Origin of the sequence: Dactylosporangium darangshiense (assembly GCF_039537565.1) — a bacterium.
Taxonomy (GTDB): Bacteria; Actinomycetota; Actinomycetes; order Mycobacteriales; family Micromonosporaceae; genus Dactylosporangium; species Dactylosporangium darangshiense.
This window is the reverse complement of record NZ_BAABAT010000003.1, coordinates 142,880-160,553: the sequence shown is the minus strand read 5'-3', so window position 1 is coordinate 160,553 and position 17,674 is coordinate 142,880. Positions and strand designations below refer to the sequence as shown.

At 71.1% G+C, this 17,674-nt stretch carries 18 protein-coding genes; 14 read left to right on the top strand and 4 right to left on the bottom strand.

Features of this window, described 5'->3' with window-relative positions; genetic code table 11:
* Window positions 1–22 precede the first annotated feature (22 nt).
* Window positions 23–214: a hypothetical protein gene (locus ABD901_RS07440; protein ID WP_345122659.1), complete on the top strand. Its 192-nt coding sequence runs from the start codon at window positions 23–25 to the stop codon at window positions 212–214.
* A 231-nt stretch (window positions 215–445) separates the two neighbouring features.
* Here the strand turns inward: ABD901_RS07440 and ABD901_RS07435 are convergent, their stop codons facing one another.
* The 4 genes from ABD901_RS07435 to ABD901_RS07420 all read right to left on the bottom strand — a co-directional run bounded on the left by ABD901_RS07435 (window position 446) and on the right by ABD901_RS07420 (window position 4,696).
* Window positions 446–1,480 (bottom strand): sugar kinase, encoded by a 1,035-nt coding sequence (locus tag ABD901_RS07435; RefSeq protein ID WP_345122658.1) that lies wholly within the window; start codon window positions 1,478–1,480, stop codon window positions 446–448.
* Window positions 1,477–2,184, bottom strand: a complete 708-nt coding sequence (locus tag ABD901_RS07430) for an SDR family NAD(P)-dependent oxidoreductase (RefSeq protein ID WP_345123554.1) — start codon at window positions 2,182–2,184, stop codon at window positions 1,477–1,479. Before ABD901_RS07430 ends, ABD901_RS07435 begins: the two co-directional genes overlap by 4 nt.
* A 479-nt stretch (window positions 2,185–2,663) precedes the next feature.
* Window positions 2,664–3,557 (bottom strand): dihydrodipicolinate synthase family protein, encoded by an 894-nt coding sequence (locus ABD901_RS07425; protein ID WP_345122656.1) that lies wholly within the window; start codon window positions 3,555–3,557, stop codon window positions 2,664–2,666.
* Window positions 3,554–4,696 carry a mandelate racemase/muconate lactonizing enzyme family protein gene (locus ABD901_RS07420; protein ID WP_345122654.1) on the bottom strand — a complete coding sequence of 381 codons (1,143 nt, stop codon included), beginning with the start codon at window positions 4,694–4,696 and terminating at the stop codon, window positions 3,554–3,556. The genes ABD901_RS07425 and ABD901_RS07420 overlap by 4 nt, the downstream gene beginning before the upstream one ends.
* Before the next feature lie 84 nt (window positions 4,697–4,780).
* On the opposite strand from ABD901_RS07420, the gene ABD901_RS07415 reads away from it, so the two are divergent.
* The 13 genes from ABD901_RS07415 (at window position 4,781) to ABD901_RS07355 (ending at window position 17,588) form a co-directional block, all read left to right on the top strand.
* Window positions 4,781–5,629, top strand: a complete 849-nt coding sequence (locus tag ABD901_RS07415; RefSeq protein WP_345122652.1) for an IclR family transcriptional regulator — start codon at window positions 4,781–4,783, stop codon at window positions 5,627–5,629.
* A gap of 71 nt (window positions 5,630–5,700) precedes the next feature.
* Window positions 5,701–6,396 (top strand): GntR family transcriptional regulator, encoded by a 696-nt coding sequence (locus ABD901_RS07410; RefSeq protein WP_345122650.1) that lies wholly within the window; start codon window positions 5,701–5,703, stop codon window positions 6,394–6,396.
* A gap of 73 nt (window positions 6,397–6,469) precedes the next feature.
* The gene (locus ABD901_RS07405) at window positions 6,470–7,336 is read left to right on the top strand and encodes a carbohydrate ABC transporter permease (RefSeq protein ID WP_345122648.1); all 867 of its coding nucleotides are present in this window, start codon (window positions 6,470–6,472) and stop codon (window positions 7,334–7,336) included.
* Window positions 7,333–7,461, top strand: coding sequence for a hypothetical protein (locus tag ABD901_RS07400; RefSeq protein WP_345122646.1), 129 nt, complete (start codon window positions 7,333–7,335; stop codon window positions 7,459–7,461). The genes ABD901_RS07405 and ABD901_RS07400 overlap by 4 nt, the downstream gene beginning before the upstream one ends.
* A gap of 58 nt (window positions 7,462–7,519) precedes the next feature.
* Window positions 7,520–8,407, top strand: a complete 888-nt coding sequence (locus ABD901_RS07395; protein ID WP_345122644.1) for a carbohydrate ABC transporter permease — start codon at window positions 7,520–7,522, stop codon at window positions 8,405–8,407.
* A 353-nt stretch (window positions 8,408–8,760) separates the two neighbouring features.
* On the top strand, window positions 8,761–10,059 hold the full coding sequence (locus ABD901_RS07390) for an extracellular solute-binding protein (RefSeq protein WP_345122642.1): 1,299 nt from the start codon (window positions 8,761–8,763) through the stop codon (window positions 10,057–10,059).
* Entirely contained in the window at window positions 10,056–11,216 is a 1,161-nt protein-coding gene (locus tag ABD901_RS07385; RefSeq protein WP_345122640.1) for a mandelate racemase/muconate lactonizing enzyme family protein, read from the top strand. Before ABD901_RS07390 ends, ABD901_RS07385 begins: the two co-directional genes overlap by 4 nt.
* Window positions 11,209–12,396, top strand: coding sequence for an SDR family NAD(P)-dependent oxidoreductase (locus ABD901_RS07380; RefSeq protein WP_345122638.1), 1,188 nt, complete (start codon window positions 11,209–11,211; stop codon window positions 12,394–12,396). Before ABD901_RS07385 ends, ABD901_RS07380 begins: the two co-directional genes overlap by 8 nt.
* A gap of 1 nt (window position 12,397) precedes the next feature.
* On the top strand, window positions 12,398–12,997 hold the full coding sequence (locus ABD901_RS07375) for a bifunctional 4-hydroxy-2-oxoglutarate aldolase/2-dehydro-3-deoxy-phosphogluconate aldolase (protein WP_345122636.1): 600 nt from the start codon (window positions 12,398–12,400) through the stop codon (window positions 12,995–12,997).
* 353 nt (window positions 12,998–13,350) lie between these two features.
* Window positions 13,351–14,037 carry a glycoside hydrolase family 88 protein gene (locus ABD901_RS07370; RefSeq protein ID WP_345122634.1) on the top strand — a complete coding sequence of 229 codons (687 nt, stop codon included), beginning with the start codon at window positions 13,351–13,353 and terminating at the stop codon, window positions 14,035–14,037.
* Complete coding sequence (locus ABD901_RS07365; RefSeq protein ID WP_345122632.1) at window positions 14,028–15,176, top strand: mandelate racemase/muconate lactonizing enzyme family protein; 1,149 nt, start codon at window positions 14,028–14,030, stop codon at window positions 15,174–15,176. Before ABD901_RS07370 ends, ABD901_RS07365 begins: the two co-directional genes overlap by 10 nt.
* A 13-nt stretch (window positions 15,177–15,189) precedes the next feature.
* Window positions 15,190–16,434, top strand: coding sequence for a BNR-4 repeat-containing protein (locus ABD901_RS07360; protein WP_345122630.1), 1,245 nt, complete (start codon window positions 15,190–15,192; stop codon window positions 16,432–16,434).
* On the top strand, window positions 16,434–17,588 hold the full coding sequence (locus ABD901_RS07355; RefSeq protein ID WP_345122628.1) for a golvesin C-terminal-like domain-containing protein: 1,155 nt from the start codon (window positions 16,434–16,436) through the stop codon (window positions 17,586–17,588). Before ABD901_RS07360 ends, ABD901_RS07355 begins: the two co-directional genes overlap by 1 nt.
* Window positions 17,589–17,674 lie beyond the last annotated feature (86 nt).

The following is a 17,674-nucleotide window of genomic DNA, read 5'->3' as shown; positions in this document are numbered from 1 at the left end:
GGGTTCTCGCACGCGACAAGCGTTGGTCCGCGCCAACAAGCGTCGTGCGTCGGCCGGCGCCGACGAAAGCCGCGCGCGGATCCGTGTCAACCAGCGCCATGCGTTGGTCCGTGCCGACGAGCGCCATGCGTCGATCGGCGCCGGCGAGTGCCATGCGTTGGTCCGCGCCGACGAGTGCCAGGCGTCGATCCGGCCGACGAGCGCCAGGCGTTGATCGGCGCCGACGAAGGCGCACGTCAGGTCGACATGACTCAGGCGGAGAAGCCGTGATCCTGTCGATCGTGGCGTCGATCGGGCCCCGGGCGTCCGCACAATGCCGACTGGCCGATCCGACAGGCGGTTCAAGCCGACGCCGTCAGCAGGACAGCGGTTCCAGCCGATGCCGTCAGTATGACAGCGGCTCGAGCCGATGCAGTCAGCACGACAGCGGCTCCAGCCGACGCCGTCAGGACGACATCTGCTGGGCGGCGTCCACCAGCCGCCCGGCCTCCTGCTCCGCCGGCAACCCATCGGTGTCGCCAGGCGCGGCCACCACCCCCGCCGCAAACGCGGTGCCGAGCCGCGCCGCACCGCGCGGCCCGATCCCACGCAGCCGCGCTGCAAGGTACGCCCCGGCGAACGCGTCTCCCGCCCCGACCGGATCAACCACGCGCACCGCCGCCGACGCCAGATGCCGCGGCCCGCTCGGCGTGTCGTACCAGCATCCGTCCGCCCCGGCCTTCAACACCACCTCGCCGACCCCGGCCTCGCCCGCGCGCCGGAACACCTCGTCCGGTGCGTCGGTTCCGAACAGGGGTTGCGCCTCGTCGAGCCCGAGCACCAGAAACCGCGTCAACGGCAGCAGCTTCCGCAACACGTTTGCAACCGGCGGCAGTCCGGGGCGCAGGTTCGGATCCATTGCCAGCGCCACACCCCGCTCCCGCGCCAGCTCCGCCAACCGCACGACCGCACGTCGAGGCCCGTCCCCGAGCGCCGCGGTGATCCCGGAGACCGCAACCAGCGAAGGCCCGCCCGACAGCGCCCGGCCTGCATCGTCCTCGCCCATCTGCGAGGCCGCGGACCCAGCGCGGTAGTAGTGCACGCGCCGCACCCCGTCCTCGCGCACGTCCTTTGCGAACAGCCCGGTCGGGTAACGCTCGTCCACCACGACCAGCTGGGTTTCCACCCCCAGCTCCGCCGCGGCCGCCAACACCCGTTCCCCGAACGGATCGGCCCCGACGCGACTGCAGAACGCCGCGCGCACCCCGGCCCGTCGCACCGCCGCGAGCAGGTTGAGCTCGGCCCCGGCCACGTGCACGGACGCGATGCCGCACTCGGCGAGCGACCGCCCGTCGGCAGGCTGGAACAGCACCATCGCCTCACCGAGACCCACAACCAGCGGCGGGGAGGCGGGGTCCACAGCGCGCGACGCAGTTGCACTATGCGGAAACGGTTCCTGCGCTGCCGACTCGACCGGCGGCGGAAACGCGTGTGCGCTCATGACGCCAGCCACCGGGCGCGCAGGTCCGGACGCAGGAACGCGGCCGGAGACGCAATGGACAAGCCGCCGTCGACCGGTAGGCAAACGCCGGTGATGAAGCCGGCGGCGGGCGAGGCCAGGAATGCCACCGCCGCGGCGACCTCCTCGGGACGGCCGACGCGGCCGAGCGGGTACCCCTCGGTCACGTTCGGCAGGTGCTCGCCGCCGATCATGCCGGGCGCGACGGCGTTCACGCGGATGCCGCGCGGGCCGTACTCGAGTGCCAGCTGCCGTACGAGCCCGTCGAGGCCGGCTTTCGCCGCGGCGTAGCCGGGCAGGCCCGGCGCGGCGAGAAAGCTGTTCACCGACGTGATCGCGACGATGGCGCCGCCCGCCGGCAGGTGCGGGAGCGCGGAGCGGCACGCGTAGAAGGCACCGGACAGCGTCACGTCCAGGGCGGCCGCCCACTGCTCGTCGCTCTGTTCCGTCGCAGGCGCCACCGGCATGACCGCGGCGGCCAGGACCAGCACATCGAGCCGGCCCAGACGGTCCAGGGCAAACTCCACCGCGGCCGCAGCGCCGGCGCTGGTGGAACAGTCGATCGCGGCGGTCGCGGCGAACGCCGGGTCGGCCGACTCCTCCAGGGCAACGCCCGCCACGCGGTCCCCGGCAGCGGCAAACGCTTGCGCAATGGCCAGGCCGATAGGGGAGGTACCGCCGAGCAGCAGAACGCCACGGCCAGCGAGCGACCGGAGCGGGCCGGTCGGCGCCGTCGCCGACGCAGGTGTGGGCCCAGACGACGGGCGTGGATCCGCCGGCACCGACGCCGACGCGGGCACAGAAGAGGGCGCCGGCGGGCGAGGGCCGGCCGTCGCCGGCGCAGGCTTTGACGCCGGCGTGGGTTGCGGTGGCGTGGGTTGTGTCGGCGGTGCGGATCGTGGCGGCGGTGCGGATTGTGGCAACAGCGTGGGTTGTGGCGACGGCGTAGGTTCTGGCGACGGCGCGGGTTTTACCAGCGGCGCGGGCTCTGGCGGCGGCGCAGGTTTTAGCGCCGTGGGCTCTCGCGGCGCCGTGGGCTCTCGCGGCGCCGCAGGCTCTCGCGGCGCCGCGGCTTCGGGTAGTGGCGCGACTTCAGGTAGCGGCGCGACTTCGGGTAGCGCCGCGACTTCGGGTAGCTGCGCGACTTCGTGTATCTGCTCGGACATCACAGGCCCAGGTCGTCGAGGATGTCGGCCAGCGCGGCGAGTGTGGCCGGGTCGGCCTCGGCGGCAGGGGAGCGCACGGCGGTCGAGGCGATGACGCCGCGGCGGTGCAGCACGTGCTTGTGGATGGACCATGCGATGCCGGGCTGCAGGCCGAAGCGGATGAGCGGCAGCAGGCGGTTGAAGGCGGCCCGCGCGGCGGCGTGCTCGCAATCGGCTTGCGCACGCAGCACCGGGCGTAGCAGATCCGGGAACTCGCTTGCAGGCATGGTGCCGGCGGCGCCGCGGGCGTACTCCTCCAGCACGAACAGCGCGTTCTGGCCGCCGAGGACGAGGAAGTCCTCGGCGGTGGCCTCGACCACGGCGCCGAGCTTCGGGGCGGTGGGCTGCGTCTCCACCTTGACGGAGGTGACGCCGTCGAGCTTGGAGAGCTCGACGATCAGCGATACGGGCAGGTTGACACCAGTCGAGCCGGGCGCGTCCTGCACCATCACCGGCAGTCCGCCCTCCGCGGCGACGGTGCCGTAGAAGTCGACGATCTGTGCGGGGGAGGGCTTCACCATGTACGGAGGGATCACCATGCCGACGCTGGCCCCGCCCTCGGCCGCAGCCAGGGACTGGGCGATCGCGTCGGCGGTGCCCGTCGCCGAGATGCCGGCGACGACTGGGGTCGTTGGTGGAAGCTCGTGGCGTACCACATCCAGGATCTTGGCTCGTTCGACAGCGCTCAGGGAGAAGCCCTCGCTGGCGAAGCCGAACACCGCCACACCGTCGACGCCCGACTCGACCGAGAAGGCAACCAGTCGGCGGAGGCTGTCCGGGTCCAGCGAACCGTCGGCGTGGAAGGGAGTTGCAAGCACGGGGATCAGTCCGTGCACATCGGTCGAGCGGGTCACAGGTCCTCCACAAGTGCGGTGATGTCGACGTCGACGCCGAGGCCCGGCGCGGTCGGTACGGGGAACGAGCCGGGGCCGCCGGGCAGTGGGGCGGTGAGGATGCGGTTGGCGACCGGGAACGGGCCGGGCTGGAACTCGAATGCCGGCATCGCCTCGATCGCGGCCGCTACGTGCAAGCCCGCTGCTAGAACGACGCCGAGGCCGACCGAGTGGTGCGGCGCGATCGGGACGTGGTGGGCCGTGGCGACCTCGGCGATCGCCATCGCCTCGGTGATGCCGGTGCGGCCGACGTCGGGCTGGGCGAGGTCGAGCGCCCGCGCCTGCAGCCACTGGCGGAACTCGTAGCGGTTGCGCATCGCCTCGCCGACCGCGATCGGGGTGACCAATGCGGCGGCGAGGTCGCGGTGCGCCTCCATGTCCTCCGGGGCCAGCGGCGCCTCGAGGAACCACGCGCCGCGCTCGTCGAGGGCGCGGCCGAGGCGCAGCGCGTCGGCGAGGTCGTACGCCCAGTGCGCGTCGACGGCGACCCGTGCACCGGTTGCGGCCACCGCATCGTAGGTGGCGAGATCCCGTTCGACGCCGTGGCCGAGATGAAGCTTCAAGTGAGTTGCACCATCTGCAAGCCACTTGCAGGCTAGGGCTGCACGGGCCTCGTCATTGGGAACTGGAAGCCCGGAAACGTATGTCGGCACCACATCGCGGAAAGCGCCTCCCAGCAGGGCGTGCACGGGCAGGCCGGACGCCTTGCCCGCCAGGTCCCACAGCGCGATGTCCACCGCCGCGAGGGCATCGGCCTGGTGCCCGACCAGGTGGCCGCGCTCGCGCATGAGACCGGTCAGCCGCGCCCACAACGGCCGCACCGGGCGTGGATCGGCGCCGAGCAGCACCGGCGTGAGCAGCCGGTCGACGATCGCCTGCGGAATCTCCGGGCCGACCGGCGCCAGGCACTCGCCCCATCCGACGGTGCCGTCGTCGCAGGTCAGGCGCACGATCATGGTCTCGTAGCGGTCCGAGTACAGGCTGCGCCACGGTGGGCGCAGGTAGTACGGCTGTTTCGACGCCTCCCGAGTGGCGGCGCCGAGGTAGACGTCGTCACCGCGCAGCTTCACCGCCCAGGTGCGCACATCAACGATCTTCACAAGGCATCTCCACATGGCGGTTGACCGCTTGCAGCATGCGGGATATCTTGCCGGATATTGCAAGCGACTTCCAGAGAGGCTCCGATGGCGGCGGAAACCGGAAGCAACCAGAGCGTCGAGCGAGCTCTGACGATCCTCAGGGTCTTCACGACCGGGCGTCCGGAGCTGCGCGTCTCCGACATCGCCCGGCTCGCCGACCTGGGCCTGTCCACCGCCTCGCGGCTGCTGGCGACGCTCGAGGCGGCCGGCTTCGTCGACCGTGACCCCGTGAGTGGACTCTACCGGCTCGGCCTGGACACCGTGAGCCTCGGCGCCGCGGTGCTCAATGGCCACCCGGTGCACCGCGAGGCCCGCCAGATCGCCCAGAACCTCGCCGCCGAGCTCGGCCTCGGTGTCAACGTCGCCGTCCGCCGCGACTCCAGCGTCTTCTACCTGCTCAACTTCGAGGGCAAGCACGCGCCGCGCTCGTTCGCGCTGGCCGGCCAGCGCAACCCGCTGCACGCCACGGGCCTGGGCAAGTCGCTGCTGTCGGGCCTGGTCCCGGGCCAGCGCCGGCTCATCCTGCCCGACGGCACGATGACCGCCTACACCCCGCGCACGATCATCACCCACGAGCACCTGGACATCGAGATCGAGCGCACGGTCGAGCGCGGCTACGGCTCGGAGGTGGAGGAACTGGCGCTGGGCCGGGCCTGCGTCGCCGCGCCGATTCGCGACGCGTCCGGCGATGTGGTTGCGGCGTTGTCCGTCTCCGGGCCACTTTCTGCAATGGACTTGCAGAACCGCGAGGAGACGCTCGCGCGGATCGTCATCGAGGCCGCCGACTCGATCAGCATCGGGCTCGGGTACCTCGGGCCTGCCTACCATCAGGGCTCGTTCAGCCCGTACGGCATCTCCGACGAGCCGCCGTCAATAGAGCGACTTCTGCGATGAGAAGCGGTATCATCCTCCGCACACGATCGATAGTATACGATCGCCGATCCGGAGGAAGAGGAACTCATCCCATGGCGCTGGCGGGATTCCAGACCAAGGCGGAGCTCGTCTACGAGCGGCTCCGCGACGCGATCCTCACCGGCGAGCTGCGCCCGGGCGAGCGGGTCAACATCGACGCGCTCTCCCGCCAACTCGGCATCAGCAAGATCCCGCTGCGCGAGGCCGTGCAACGCCTCACCGGCCAGGGCCTCGTCGTGCAGCCGAACCCCCACGCCGGCGCGCAGGTCGCCCCGCTGTCGCTGCGGGAGATGCGCGGCGTGTACCTCGCGCGCGGCGCCCTGGAAGGTCTTGCCGCCCGCGTGGCCGCGACCACCATCGCCGACGCCGAGCTGGCCGGGCTGCAGGAGCTGCACGAGCAGATGCGTTTCCAGTTCGACGCCGGCGAGGTCGACGGGCTGTCCGAGCTCAACCGGCGCTTCCACACCGGCATCGCCACGGCGACGCACTACGCGACGCTGCGCGAGCTCACCGACCTGACCCTGCTGCGGGTACGCCACTACCGCGTCGGCGTGCGCGTCGAGCCGGCCTGGGGCCAGGTCATCGCCGAGCACTCGGCGATCCTCGACGCCTTGCGCCGCCGCGACGCCGACGGCGCCGAGCTGGCCGCCCGCGACCACGTCGAGTGGCAGCTGGGCGTCGAGCTGCGCGCCACCCTCGACCCCGAGTTCATCGACCTCGACGACGACCATCCGGCGGTGACGACATGACCAACCGTTTGCGCCGTCCGCAAACCGATTCCGTGGTACGCGCCCCAGCCGACGACCGCCCGGTGGTGACGGCATGAAGGACCGCACCTTCGGCTTCCTGCTGACCCTGCCCGCGCTCGCACTGCTCGGCGCCGTCGTGCTGTACCCCCTCGTCGGCGCTCTCTCCACAAGCCTGTTCCACCAGAGCCTGGTCATCCCCGGCCGATCGTTCGCAGGCTTCGACAACTTTGCAACGGTGTTGCACCAGAACTTCTGGCCGGTGCTGCAGCACACGGTGGTGTTCACCGTCGGTGCAACGCTCGTGCCGGTCGTCATCGGCTTCGCCCTGGCGCTCGCGCTCAACACCCGCATCCGCGGCCGGGCCGTGCTGCGCGGCGTGTTCCTGATGCCGTGGGTGATCCCCGGCGTCGTGGTGTCCTTCGTCTGGCTCTGGATCTTCAACGCGAACTACGGCCTGCTCAACGGCCTCCTCGTCGAGCTGCACATCGTCGACGAGCCGGTCACCTGGCTCGGCCAGCCGGGCACCGCAATGGCCGCCATCATCGTGGCGAAGAGCTGGGCCAGCTTCCCCTGGATCATGGTGATGCTGCTGGCCGGGCTGCAAACCGTTCCCGCCACGCTGCACGAGGCCGCCGCGCTCGACGGCGCCGGCCCGATCGCCCGGTTCTGGCACGTCACGCTGCCGCACCTGCGCGGCATTCTCGGCATCGTCGTGCTGCTCGAGGTGATCTGGAACGTGCAGCACTTCGACATGATCTACGTCCTCACCGGCGGCGGCCCGGCCGGCTCCACGACGACATTCGCCGTCGCCGTGTACGACACCGCATTCAAGGCGTTCGACCTGGGCAACGCGAGCGCCCTCGGCGCGCTGTGGCTGGTCCTGATCCTCGTCCTGGTCGTCGTGTACGTCCGCCTGTCGGAGCGCGGTGAGAAGGCATGACCGTGCAGGAACTGGTTTGCGTCGCCGACGCCCGCCCGCCGAAGCGCGGTCGGCACGACATGACCGTGCGGGAAGTGGTTTGCGCCGAATGCGTCCGGCCGTCCGAGCGCGGTGAACGGGCATGAGCGTTCGGGAAGTTGTTCGCAGCGAGTGCGTCCGGCCGTCGAAACGGGGTGAGAAAGCATGACCGTGCAGGAAATGGTTCGCACCGAGACGGTCCCGGACAGCCGGCCGCCCGTCCGCCGTCCGCGCCGGCCGCGGACGCTCGCCGCCGCCACCACCGTCGCCGCCATCGGCGTCTTCGCGTTCGGGCCGATCTACTGGGTGCTCGTCACCGCGCTCACCCCCACCCAGGACGTGTTCCGCTTCCCGCCGCACTTCGTGCCCGACCACGTCACCTTCGCGCACTTCGGCGCCATCTTCGAAAATCCGAAGCTGCTGCGGTACCTGCTGAACTCCCTCATCGTCTCCGCGATCACGGCCGTACTGACCGTCATCGTGTCCGCCTACACCGGATACTCGTTCGCCAAGTTCCGTTACCGCGGGCGCCGCTCGCTGATGTACCTGGTGCTCGCCTCGCAGATGTTCCCGCAGGCTCTGCTGCTCATCACGCTGTACCTCGTGTTCAGCCAGGCCGGCCTGCTCAACTCGTACCTCGCGCTGATCCTGTCCTTCACCACCTTCACGTTGCCGCTGTGCGTGTGGATGCTGAAGGGCTTCTTCGACACCATCCCCGACGAGCTCATCGAGGCGGCGAAGGTCGACGGGGCCGGGCAGGGCGCCATCATCCACCGCATCCTGCTACCGGTCTCGCTGCCCGGCCTCGTCGCGACCGGACTGTTCGCGTTCATCCGCGGCTGGAACGACTTCATCTTCGCGCTCACACTGGCCGGCCCGGACAAGCAGACACTGCCGCCGGGCCTGGTCAACACGTTCCTCGGCGAGTTCGAGACCGCCTGGCCGGACCTGATGGCCGCGTCGCTCGTCGTTTCCCTCCCCGTCGTCATCGGCTTCACCGTTCTGCAGCGCTATCTCGTCGCCGGCCTGACCTCCGGCGCCGTGAAGGGCTGAACACCCGTGCCAGTTCGTCGCCGGACCAACCGTTGGTTCGTGCAGGGCTGAACACCCCAGTGCCGTCTCGTTGTCGGGCTCACCACCGGCCACGTGAAGGGGCTGGACACCCCCAGCGTCGTCTCGTTGTCGGGCTCACCGCCGGCCACGTGAAGGAGCTGAACACTCCAGCGTCGTCTCGTTGCCGGGCTCACCGCCGGCCACCTGAAGGGGCTGAACACCCTAGCGCCGTCCCGTTGTCGGGCTCACCGCCCGCCGCGTGAAGGCCTGAGCACCGCAGCGTCGTCTCGTCGCCAGCGAACCTCTGGCACCGGGACGGGCTGAACACCCCCGCTTTTGCAAATGGAGTTGCGATGTCTGCACACCTGTCCCGCCGCTCGTTCCTGAGCGCCCTCGGCATCGGTGCCGGCGCCGCCGCGCTGGCCGCCTGCGCCCCGTCCACCAGCGCGCCCACCCCCGCCGGCACCGAGGGGCTCAAGGACGACGGCGTCAAGGAGTTCCCGCTGACGTCCTGGTCGTACAACGAGGCCGTCACCAAGCAGCCGATGCAGGACGCCATCGACAAGTACACCGCCGCCAATTCGGGCGTGAAGATCAGCACGCCGTCGTACCCGTACAACGACTACCTCAACCAGTTGCTCCTGCAGGTGCAGGGCGGACAGCTCAAGGGCGCCATCCAGCTCGACGTCGCGTGGCTGGCCACCCTCGCCGCCACCGGCAAGCTGCTGGACATCAAGTCGGTCGCGGCCGGGCAGGACTACGCGCCGGCGGCGCTGGCGCTCGGCCAGTCCGGCGGCGTGCAGTACGGCCTGCCGTGGACCTTCGCCGGCATCGGCCTCATCGCGAACAACGAGCTGCTCACAAAGGCCGGCGTGACCAGCCCGCCGAAGACCGTCGCCGAGTTCGAGGCGGCGCTGACCGCGGTCAAGGGCCTCGGCGGCGGCGTCGTGCCGTGGGCCGGCATGACGAAGGTCGACCAGCTCAAGGACATCATCCCGTGGATGTGGGAGTTCGGCTCCCCGATCGTGCAGGACAACAAGATCGTCATCGGCGACGACGGCAGCGTCGAGGCCCTCACCTGGTACAAGAAGCTCTACGACCAGAAGCTCATCGCGCCCGACGTCAACCGGGTCGACGCCCGCGCGCTCATGTCGCAGGGCAAGACCGCCTTCTACGAGGACGCGATCGGCGGCAAGGCCACGGTCACGAAGTCCTCGCCGGACAAGGACCTCGGCACGAAGATGCAGCCGGTCGCGCGCCCCGTCAAGAATGCCGGCGACAAGCCCCGCCACCTCGCCTGGGGCCAGGTCATCGCCGTCATGAACGGCGCCGGCGCGTCCGCCGCGGCGAACTTCGCCAAGACGGTCACCACCGACAAGGGCTACATCGTCGACTGGTTCACCAAGACCGGCCTGCCGCCGACGACCAACGCCGGGCTGGCCGACTCGGCGGTGAAGAACGACAAGTTCGCCACCGACTTCACCGCACAGATCGGCGCCAACTCCAGCGCCAGCCCATTCTGGGTGTACCCCCAGTTCTCCCAGATGGAAAAGGTTCTCGCCGAAGAGGTCCAGTCGATCCTCATCGGCAAGAAGACTCCCAAGGACGCGCTCTCCTCCGCCCGTGACCGGATGAACGCGCTCATCAAGTGAGTCTCACGATCGCCTCCGTGGAGGCCGTCGCGCTCGCCGCTCCCTTCGAGCGGATGTACGGCGGCCTCGACGCGGTGCCGGACTGGCTGCTGACGCCCGCGTCGAGCCATCGCGTGCTGCCGCGCCTCGGGCAGTACACCACCCTCGTGCGGATCCGGACCACGGACGGCCTGGAGGGTGTCGGCGAGGCCTATGGGCTGCCGGAACCGCGGGTCACCGCGACGATCGTCGGACACCTCCTCGCGCCGATGCTGCTCGGCCGCGATGCCGGCGCGTCGGAGGCCCTGTGGGAGCTCATGTTCGGCGCGCAGGCCGGCGCCGGGCGCACCGGCGGCTTCTACCTGGAGGCGATCAGCGGCGTCGACCTCGCGCTGTGGGACCTGCGCGGCAAGGCCGCCGGGCTGCCGGTCCACCGGCTGCTCGGCGGCCCGATCCGCAACACCGTTCCCGTATATGCATCCCCCGTGCCGTTCCTGCCCCACACCGAGCAGTCCGCGGAACGCGCGTTGTCCTTCCTGCAAGACGGTTTCCGCGCCGTGAAGCTCAAGCTCGGCCGCGGACCGGAGACCGACCTCGCGCACGCGGCCGCGGTCGCCGAGGCCTTGGACGGCCGGGCCGAGCTCAAGGTCGACCTGAACTGCGCGTACGACGTGAAGACCGCGATCCGCCTCGGCCACGCGCTCGAGGACCTCGGCGTGCGCTGGCTTGAGGAGCCGCTGGCGACCGACGACGTCGCTGGCCTGGCCGAGGTGCGCGCCGCCGTGCGGATCCCGGTCGTCACCGGGGAGAGCGAGTTCATTCGGTACCGCTACCGCGACTTCCTCGTGCAAAGAGCTGTCGACGTCGTCATGCCCAACCTGGCCCGCGCCGGCGGCATCACCGAGGCCCGCCGGATCGCCGCCCTGTGCTCGGCGTTCCACGTCGACGTCTCCCCGCACGGCGTCGGCTCGGCGATCGGCGTCGCCGCGGCGCTGCAGTTCGCGGCGGCCACGCCGAATGTGCCGGTGTACGAGTACAACCGCCTGCCGAACCCGTTGCGCGACGACCTGGCGTCGTTCACCCTGCGCGACGGCGAGCTCGTGGTGCCGGACGCGCCCGGCCTCGGCATCGACCTGGACGAGGACCTGGTCCGCCACTACGAGGTGTTCCGTGCCTGACCTCGCGGTGGTGACGGGCGCGGCCGGCGGCATCGGCGCCGCGGTCGCCGCCCGCCTGGCCGCCGACGGCTTCACCGTCTGCGGCCTGGACCGCGCCGACGGCGACCTGACCACGGAGGCCGGCGTGGCAGCCGCTTTCGCCAGCGCGGCCGCCAGGTTCGCCGGCGCGGCGGGCCGGTCCGCGGGCATGGCGGGCGGGTTCGCGGGCATTGCGGGCGGGTCCGCGGGCATGGCGGGCGGGTCCGTGGATATGGCGGGCGGGTCCGTGGGCATGGCGGGCGGGTCCGCGGGCATGGCGGGCGGGTCCGTGGGAACGGCTGGCGTGCATGTCCTGGTCCACTGCGCCGGGGTCACCGCCGGTGCGCCCGCCCACGAGACGTCGCTGGCCGATTGGCGTGCCGTTCTCGACGCCAACCTCACGTCCGCGTTTCTCTGTGCACGTGCGGTGCTGCCCGGCATGATGGCCGCCGGTCGCGGCGTCATCGTCACCATCGGCTCGATACACGCGCGGGCGTTCGGGCCGGGGCTGCCCGCGTACGCTGCGGCGAAGGCCGGGCTGGCCGCATTCACCCGCCAGCTCGCGGTCGACTACGGCCGTTTCGGCATCCGCGCGGTCACCGTGTCACCTGGGTGGGTGCGAACCGCCGATACCGCTACCCGGCTCACCGATCCGGACGATCTGGCTCGGCTCGCCGAGACGCAGCGGCTGGGGGAGCCCGACGACGTTGCCGCTGCCGTCTCGTTCGCCGTATCCGATGCGGCCGCGCTGCTCACGGGTACGGAGATCGTCCTTGACGGTGGCGCGACCGCGTTTCAAACCGCCGCGTTGCTGCGGCCGGGCCCGCGTCGCCGCCTCGGCCTGCCTGTGTTGCATGCGGCGCAAACGGATTGCGGCTCGTCCGGCGTCGCCGACGGATCTGGCGTTGGCGGTGGGGAGTCCGCGCAAGCCGGTTGCGGCTCGTCCGGCGTCGGCGGCGAGTCTGGCGCTGGTGGTGGGACACCTACGCAAGGCGGTTGCGCCTCGTCCGGCGTCGGGGGCGGATCTGGCGCCGGTCGCGAGGAGGCCGCGCAAGCCGGTTGCGGCGCGGCCGCGGGTGGCTGCGGTGCTGGTGCCGAAGGCGGCGGTCGTGGGCAAGGTGCTTGCGAAAACGAGGAGCCGGGCGACATCCGGGAGGAATGAAGTGCACGGATTCGACGAACTGCTTGCCGGGCGGCCGCTCGTCGCCATCCTGCGCGGCGTGCCCGTCGCGCGGGCGCTCGAGCTGGCGCGGGCCGTGTGGGGCAGCGGGCTCGGGGTCGTGGAAGTGCCGATCCAGACGGGCGAGGCGTTCGAGTGTCTGCGGGAGCTCGCGCGGGCCGCGGGGGAGGTGGGTGCCGTGGTCGGGGCCGGTACCGTGCGCAGCGCTGCGCAGGTCGCCGCCGCCGTCGAGGCGGGGGCCCGGTTCACCGTTGCGCCGGGGCTCGACCTCGACGTGGTGCGGGCCAGCCACGATGCCGGGCTGCCGCACCTGCCCGGCGTAGCCACAGCGTCCGAGGTGCACCATGCGCTCAACGCCGGATGCTCCTGGCTCAAGGCGTTCCCGGCCGGGTCGCTCGGGGCCGGGTGGCTGCGTGAGATGCGCGGGCCGTTTCCCGAGGCGCGGTTCGTGGCCACGGGCGGGATCGATGCCGGCAACGCCCGCGACTACCTTGCGGCGGGCGCCGGGGCGCTCGGCGTCGGCGGTGCGGTGACCCGCGACGGTGGGCTGGCCGCGCTGCTGGAGGTGCTGGCCGATGGTTGAGGTTGCCGTGCTGGTCGGAGCGCGAAGGCTTGAGCGCCGGCGCCGGGACAGGAGCCGTGGTGCGGCGATCCGCAAGGGCGGGCCGACCGCACCGGTGGTGGGGTGCTCACCAATGGTTGACGCTGCCGGGCGGAGTGCCGAGTGCCGAATGCGGGACTCGAGAGTGACAACCCGCGACAGTGCGCTGCCCGAGGGGGTCGCCGATGCTTGACGTTCTCGAACGCGTTGGCGAGCGGAGCCTCGAGTACAGGTACCGAATCTGGGGCTTTGGGGAGGGTATGGCCCTGCGCGGGCTCCTCCTGGCTGGGGAGCGACTCGGCCGTCCGCAGTGGATCGACGCCGTCGCGGACCTCGTGGTGCCGTCGCTGCAACACGCGGCCGGGCCGACCGACCATCTCATTCCCGTCGACGTGCTGACGGAGCTGCGCCGGCTGCGGCCTGGCGTCGACATCAGCGCGGCGGTGCAGCGGTTCCGGGACGCGGTCACGGGGATCGTGCACCGGCCCGACCTCGGGCAGACGGTGTGGGTCGACTGCATGCACACCGACGGGCCCGGGTTGCCGCCGGGGCGTGCCGGCGGAGCCGTCGAGGCGGCGGCCGAGGTGCTGTGCGATGACAGTGGGCTGTTCAGTCACGGGTTCGACGCCGGCACCGGGGTTGCGAACCGTGTGCACTGGGCGCGTGGGCAAGGGTGGGCGCTGCACGGGCTTTGCGCTGTCGGGTCGCCGCGGGTGGTGAAACTGCTCGAGGCGTTGCAGCGGTACGAAGTTGACGGGCGCTGGCGGACGATCGTCGACGATCCGCGGGCGCCGTTCGAGCACAGTCTCTCCGCGCTCGTTGCCGCCGCCGTTCCGCACACCTCGCTCGGGCGGCGGGGGCTCCGGGCCGCCCTCGAAGACACCTGCGACGGGGAGCTCGTGGTGTCCGAGGCGACGCCCGTCGGCCGGGCAGAAACGTACTTGCACAGAGGGGAAGGGGTTTTCCCGTGGGGGCAAGGGCCGCTCATGCTGGCGATTCTGGGGGCGCTGCAATGCGAGTGACTGCGCTGGAGACCTTTGTGCTGCGGGCCGCGCCGCCCGAAGTGTACTGGGGGGCCCGTACCTGGAGTGCGGGTGAAGGCGGGGAGCTGCGCAACACGTTCCCGGTGGAGGCCCGGCGGCGGTATCTGTACTCGCCGACGATCGACACCGTGCTCGTGCGGATCGAGACCGAGGACCAGGTCGCCGGGTGGGGCGAGTGCAAGGCGCCCGTCGCGGCGGGTGCCACCGCCGCCATCGTCGACGAGCTGCTGGCGCCGCTCGTCGTCGGGAGCCGGCTCGACGAGATCGCCGTCACCTGGGAGCGCATGTACGCCGGGATGCGCGTCCGCGGCCACGACGCCGGCTTCTGGCTGGAGGCGCTGTCCGGCGTGGACATCGCGCTGTGGGACGCGTGGGGGCGCACCCTCGGGCAGCCGGTGCACGCGCTGCTCGGCGGGGCGTTCCGGGAACGTGTTCCGGTGTACGCATCCGGAATTCCGGCGACACCCGACGCGCGGGAGCGTGCCGGCAAACTGCGTGCAGAAGGGTGGACGGCCGTCAAAGTGGCCATCGGGCTGTCCGTCCAGGACGACATCGCCGCGGTGCGTGCCGTCAGCGAGGTGTTCCCGCGCGTGTTCGCCGACGCCGCGGGGCAGTACGACGTGCGGCAGGCGCTGTACGTCGGGCGGGCGCTGCAGGAGATCGGGTGCGGGTTCTTCGAGATGCCGATCCCGCCGGAGCACGTCGACGGGTACCGGCAGCTCGCCGAACGGCTCGACGTGCCGATCGCGCTGGACTCGCTGCCGGGCAGGCTGCGGGCGCTGGAGTACCTGCGCGCCGGCGCCCTGCACGTGCTGCAACCCGACGTGTGCCGGGCCGGCGGCATCACCGAGACGATGCGCATCGCCGCGCTCGCCGACGCGTTCGGCGCGCAGGCCACGCCCCACGTGAGCATCGGCTCGCCCGTGCACTTCGCGGCCAGCCTCAGCTGCGCCGCCGCCATGCCGAACCTCGACATCGTCGAGCACTGGATCGGCGACAACCCCCTGTCCGTCATCGCCGCCGCACCGCCACCTCGCGACGGCGCCCGAGAAGTCATCCACCGGCCAGGACTCGGCCTCGACGTCGACGAGACGAAGGTGCGCGCCCTGGCCCAGTAGCGAGGAAGGCCACATGCGAAGAGCCCTGCTGGTCGCCGCCACCGCCATGGCGACGACCCTCATCGGCGTGCCCGCGCACGCCGCACCCGCCGCGGTCACGCTCGTGCCGTACCCCATCGACAGCTCCAACCAGGCGGCCTGGTGGTCGCCGCTGGAGACGTACACGCCCGGAAACGACTACGCGTACCTCGCCTTCAACGAGCCCGGCTCGTCGACCGGCACGCACAAGGTCGCCATCGCCCGGCGCGACACCGCCGGGAACTGGACGCGGCTGCCGGTCATGAACGGCTCCGTGCAGGCCGAGTACACCGACGACGTCGGGCACAACCAGCCGTCGATGGCCCGCGACGGCAGCGGCCGGTTCCACGTGTTCGCCAGCATGCACAACAATGCCTGGCGGTACTTCCGTTCCGACACGGTCGGCGCCAACCCGACCCTGCACGCCGCCGACCTGCCCGACCAGGGCGTCGGCGTCACCTACCCGGTGCTCAGCACCGCGCCGAACGGCGACCTGTACCTCATCGCCCGCCTCGACGGCGCCCAGGCCGCCGGTCGGTCCGGCCGGCTGTACCGCTGGGACAACGCCGCCTCGACGTGGACCCGGCTCGCCGTCTTCGCCGAGTCCGCCAACCGCGCCGTCTACCCCGACGACCTGCAGTTCGACGCCGCCGGGAACCTGCACATCCTGTGGGAGTGGGGGTTGTACCCCGCAACCGCGTTCCGCCATCAGCTCAGCTATCTCGTGTACCACCCGTCGACGGGCGCGTTCACTGACCACAGTGGAGCGAGCGTCACCGTGCCGGTGTCCGTCGCCACCGCCGACGTCATCCAGCCGATCGAGGCCGGCGAGGTCTACGAGGGCGACGACGGCACCGGACCCGCGGTCCAGAGCGCCAAGCTGACGCTGGACGGCAGTTCGCCGAAGGTGGCGTACCGGTACCGCAGCGACGTGAACTTCAACGTCCGCTATGCGTGGGTGTCCGGCGGGGCCTGGGCGCGCGAGACCGTGTACTCGGCGGCGCAGACGAGCGCCGCGATCGACATCACCTGGGACCCGGCCGCCGGCAAGAAGGTGTACTACGCCACGACGGCCGGCGCGATGTACGTGGCCACGAAGCCCGGCACCGCCTGGACCGCGGCCGCCGTCGCGCCCGGCCTGCCGATCACCCGTTTCGCCGTCGAGCGCAACGCCGCCGGCGTCGACGTGCTGTACCTGGTCGACCTCACCAACCTGCGCCTGTACTACGGGAGGAACTGATGCGCCGTCTCCTGACCGCCCTCGTCGCCACCGCGCTGGTCGTCGCGCCCGCCGCCGTGGCGCACGCCGACCCGGCCGGCACCGGCTGGACGCTCGTGTTCTCCGACGACTTCAACGCGTCCACCGTGGACACCGCAAAGTGGAACTATCGCACCGACAGCAAGGCGTACAGCACCCAGCGGCCCGAGAACGTCTCGGAGAGTGGCGGCACGCTCAACATCGCCCTGCGCAAGGAGACGTTCGGCGGCAAGAGCTACACCGGCGGCGGCGTGGTCTCCAAGCAGTCCCTGCGCTACGGCTACTACGAGACCCGCGCCAAGCTCAACGACGGCGCCGGCTGGCACAGCAGCTTCTGGATCATGTCCGGCGACGGCTCGACCACGTTCCCGGCCTCGCAGCGCACCGAGATCGACGCGTTCGAGATCGACTCGATCACGCCGAACCGCATCCACCACGGCGTGCTGACGTGGAAGGGCAACGGCGTGTCGGCCGGCAAGTCTTACGGCACGACGTACAACAGCTCCACGATCGACAGCCGTGACTGGCACGTGTACGGCCTGGACTGGTCGGAGACGAGCGCGAAGTTCTACGTCGACGGCGCCCTCGCCTACACCGCCCCGTACCTGCCCAGCGACTGGACCCACGACTACACGAACATCTGGCTGACCAGCATCGCGTACGGCACCGTCCCCGACGACACGAAGCTGCCCGCGACCGTGCAGTTCGACTACGTGAAGTACTGGCAGAAGGACTACTACCTCGACAACGACGGCCCTGCCGCGTACGGCTACAGCGAGACCGGCACCTGGCTGGACTCGACGCTGACCGGCTGGACGGTCGCCTCTCCGACCCGGTATTCCGCGTGCAACACGCCGGGCAACACCGCGACCTGGCGGCCGAACCTGCGCAGCGCCGGCAACTACCAGGTCTTCTACTACAAGGTCGCCGCCGCGAACAGCGACCCGGCCACGCGCCTGGACGTCACCAGCAGCGGGACGGTGTCCACCACGACGGTGAACGGCACGAGCGGCATGTCGGGCTGGGTGAGTCTTGGCACCTTTGCCTTCCCATCCGGTACCTCGGGTTCGGTGCAGCTGACGAGTTCGGGAACGGGTTGCGCGCGAGCGGACGCCGTGAAGTTCGTTCGCGCCTGAGCGCGCCGGTTCTGCAACACGTTTCCGGGCCCCGGCGGTTGGCTACCGCCGGGGCCCGGCCTGTTGCCGCTCGCCTGCAAGCGGCA

Bases quoted from the DNA above. Each gene is read 5' to 3' on its own strand.
- ABD901_RS07410 (WP_345122650.1), top strand. From the start codon at position 5,701: ATGGCGCTGGCGGGATTCCAGACCAAGGCGGAGCTCGTCTACGAGCGG.
- ABD901_RS07435 (WP_345122658.1), bottom strand. From the start codon at position 1,480: ATGAGCGCACACGCGTTTCCGCCGCCGGTCGAGTCGGCAGCGCAGGAA.
- ABD901_RS07355 (WP_345122628.1), top strand. From the start codon at position 16,434: ATGCGCCGTCTCCTGACCGCCCTCGTCGCCACCGCGCTGGTCGTCGCG.
- ABD901_RS07400 (WP_345122646.1), top strand. From the start codon at position 7,333: ATGACCGTGCAGGAACTGGTTTGCGTCGCCGACGCCCGCCCGCCGAAG.
- ABD901_RS07390 (WP_345122642.1), top strand. From the start codon at position 8,761: ATGTCTGCACACCTGTCCCGCCGCTCGTTCCTGAGCGCCCTCGGCATC.
- ABD901_RS07405 (WP_345122648.1), top strand. From the start codon at position 6,470: ATGAAGGACCGCACCTTCGGCTTCCTGCTGACCCTGCCCGCGCTCGCA.
- ABD901_RS07365 (WP_345122632.1), top strand. From the start codon at position 14,028: ATGCGAGTGACTGCGCTGGAGACCTTTGTGCTGCGGGCCGCGCCGCCC.
- ABD901_RS07360 (WP_345122630.1), top strand. From the start codon at position 15,190: ATGCGAAGAGCCCTGCTGGTCGCCGCCACCGCCATGGCGACGACCCTC.
- ABD901_RS07395 (WP_345122644.1), top strand. From the start codon at position 7,520: ATGACCGTGCAGGAAATGGTTCGCACCGAGACGGTCCCGGACAGCCGG.
- ABD901_RS07415 (WP_345122652.1), top strand. From the start codon at position 4,781: ATGGCGGCGGAAACCGGAAGCAACCAGAGCGTCGAGCGAGCTCTGACG.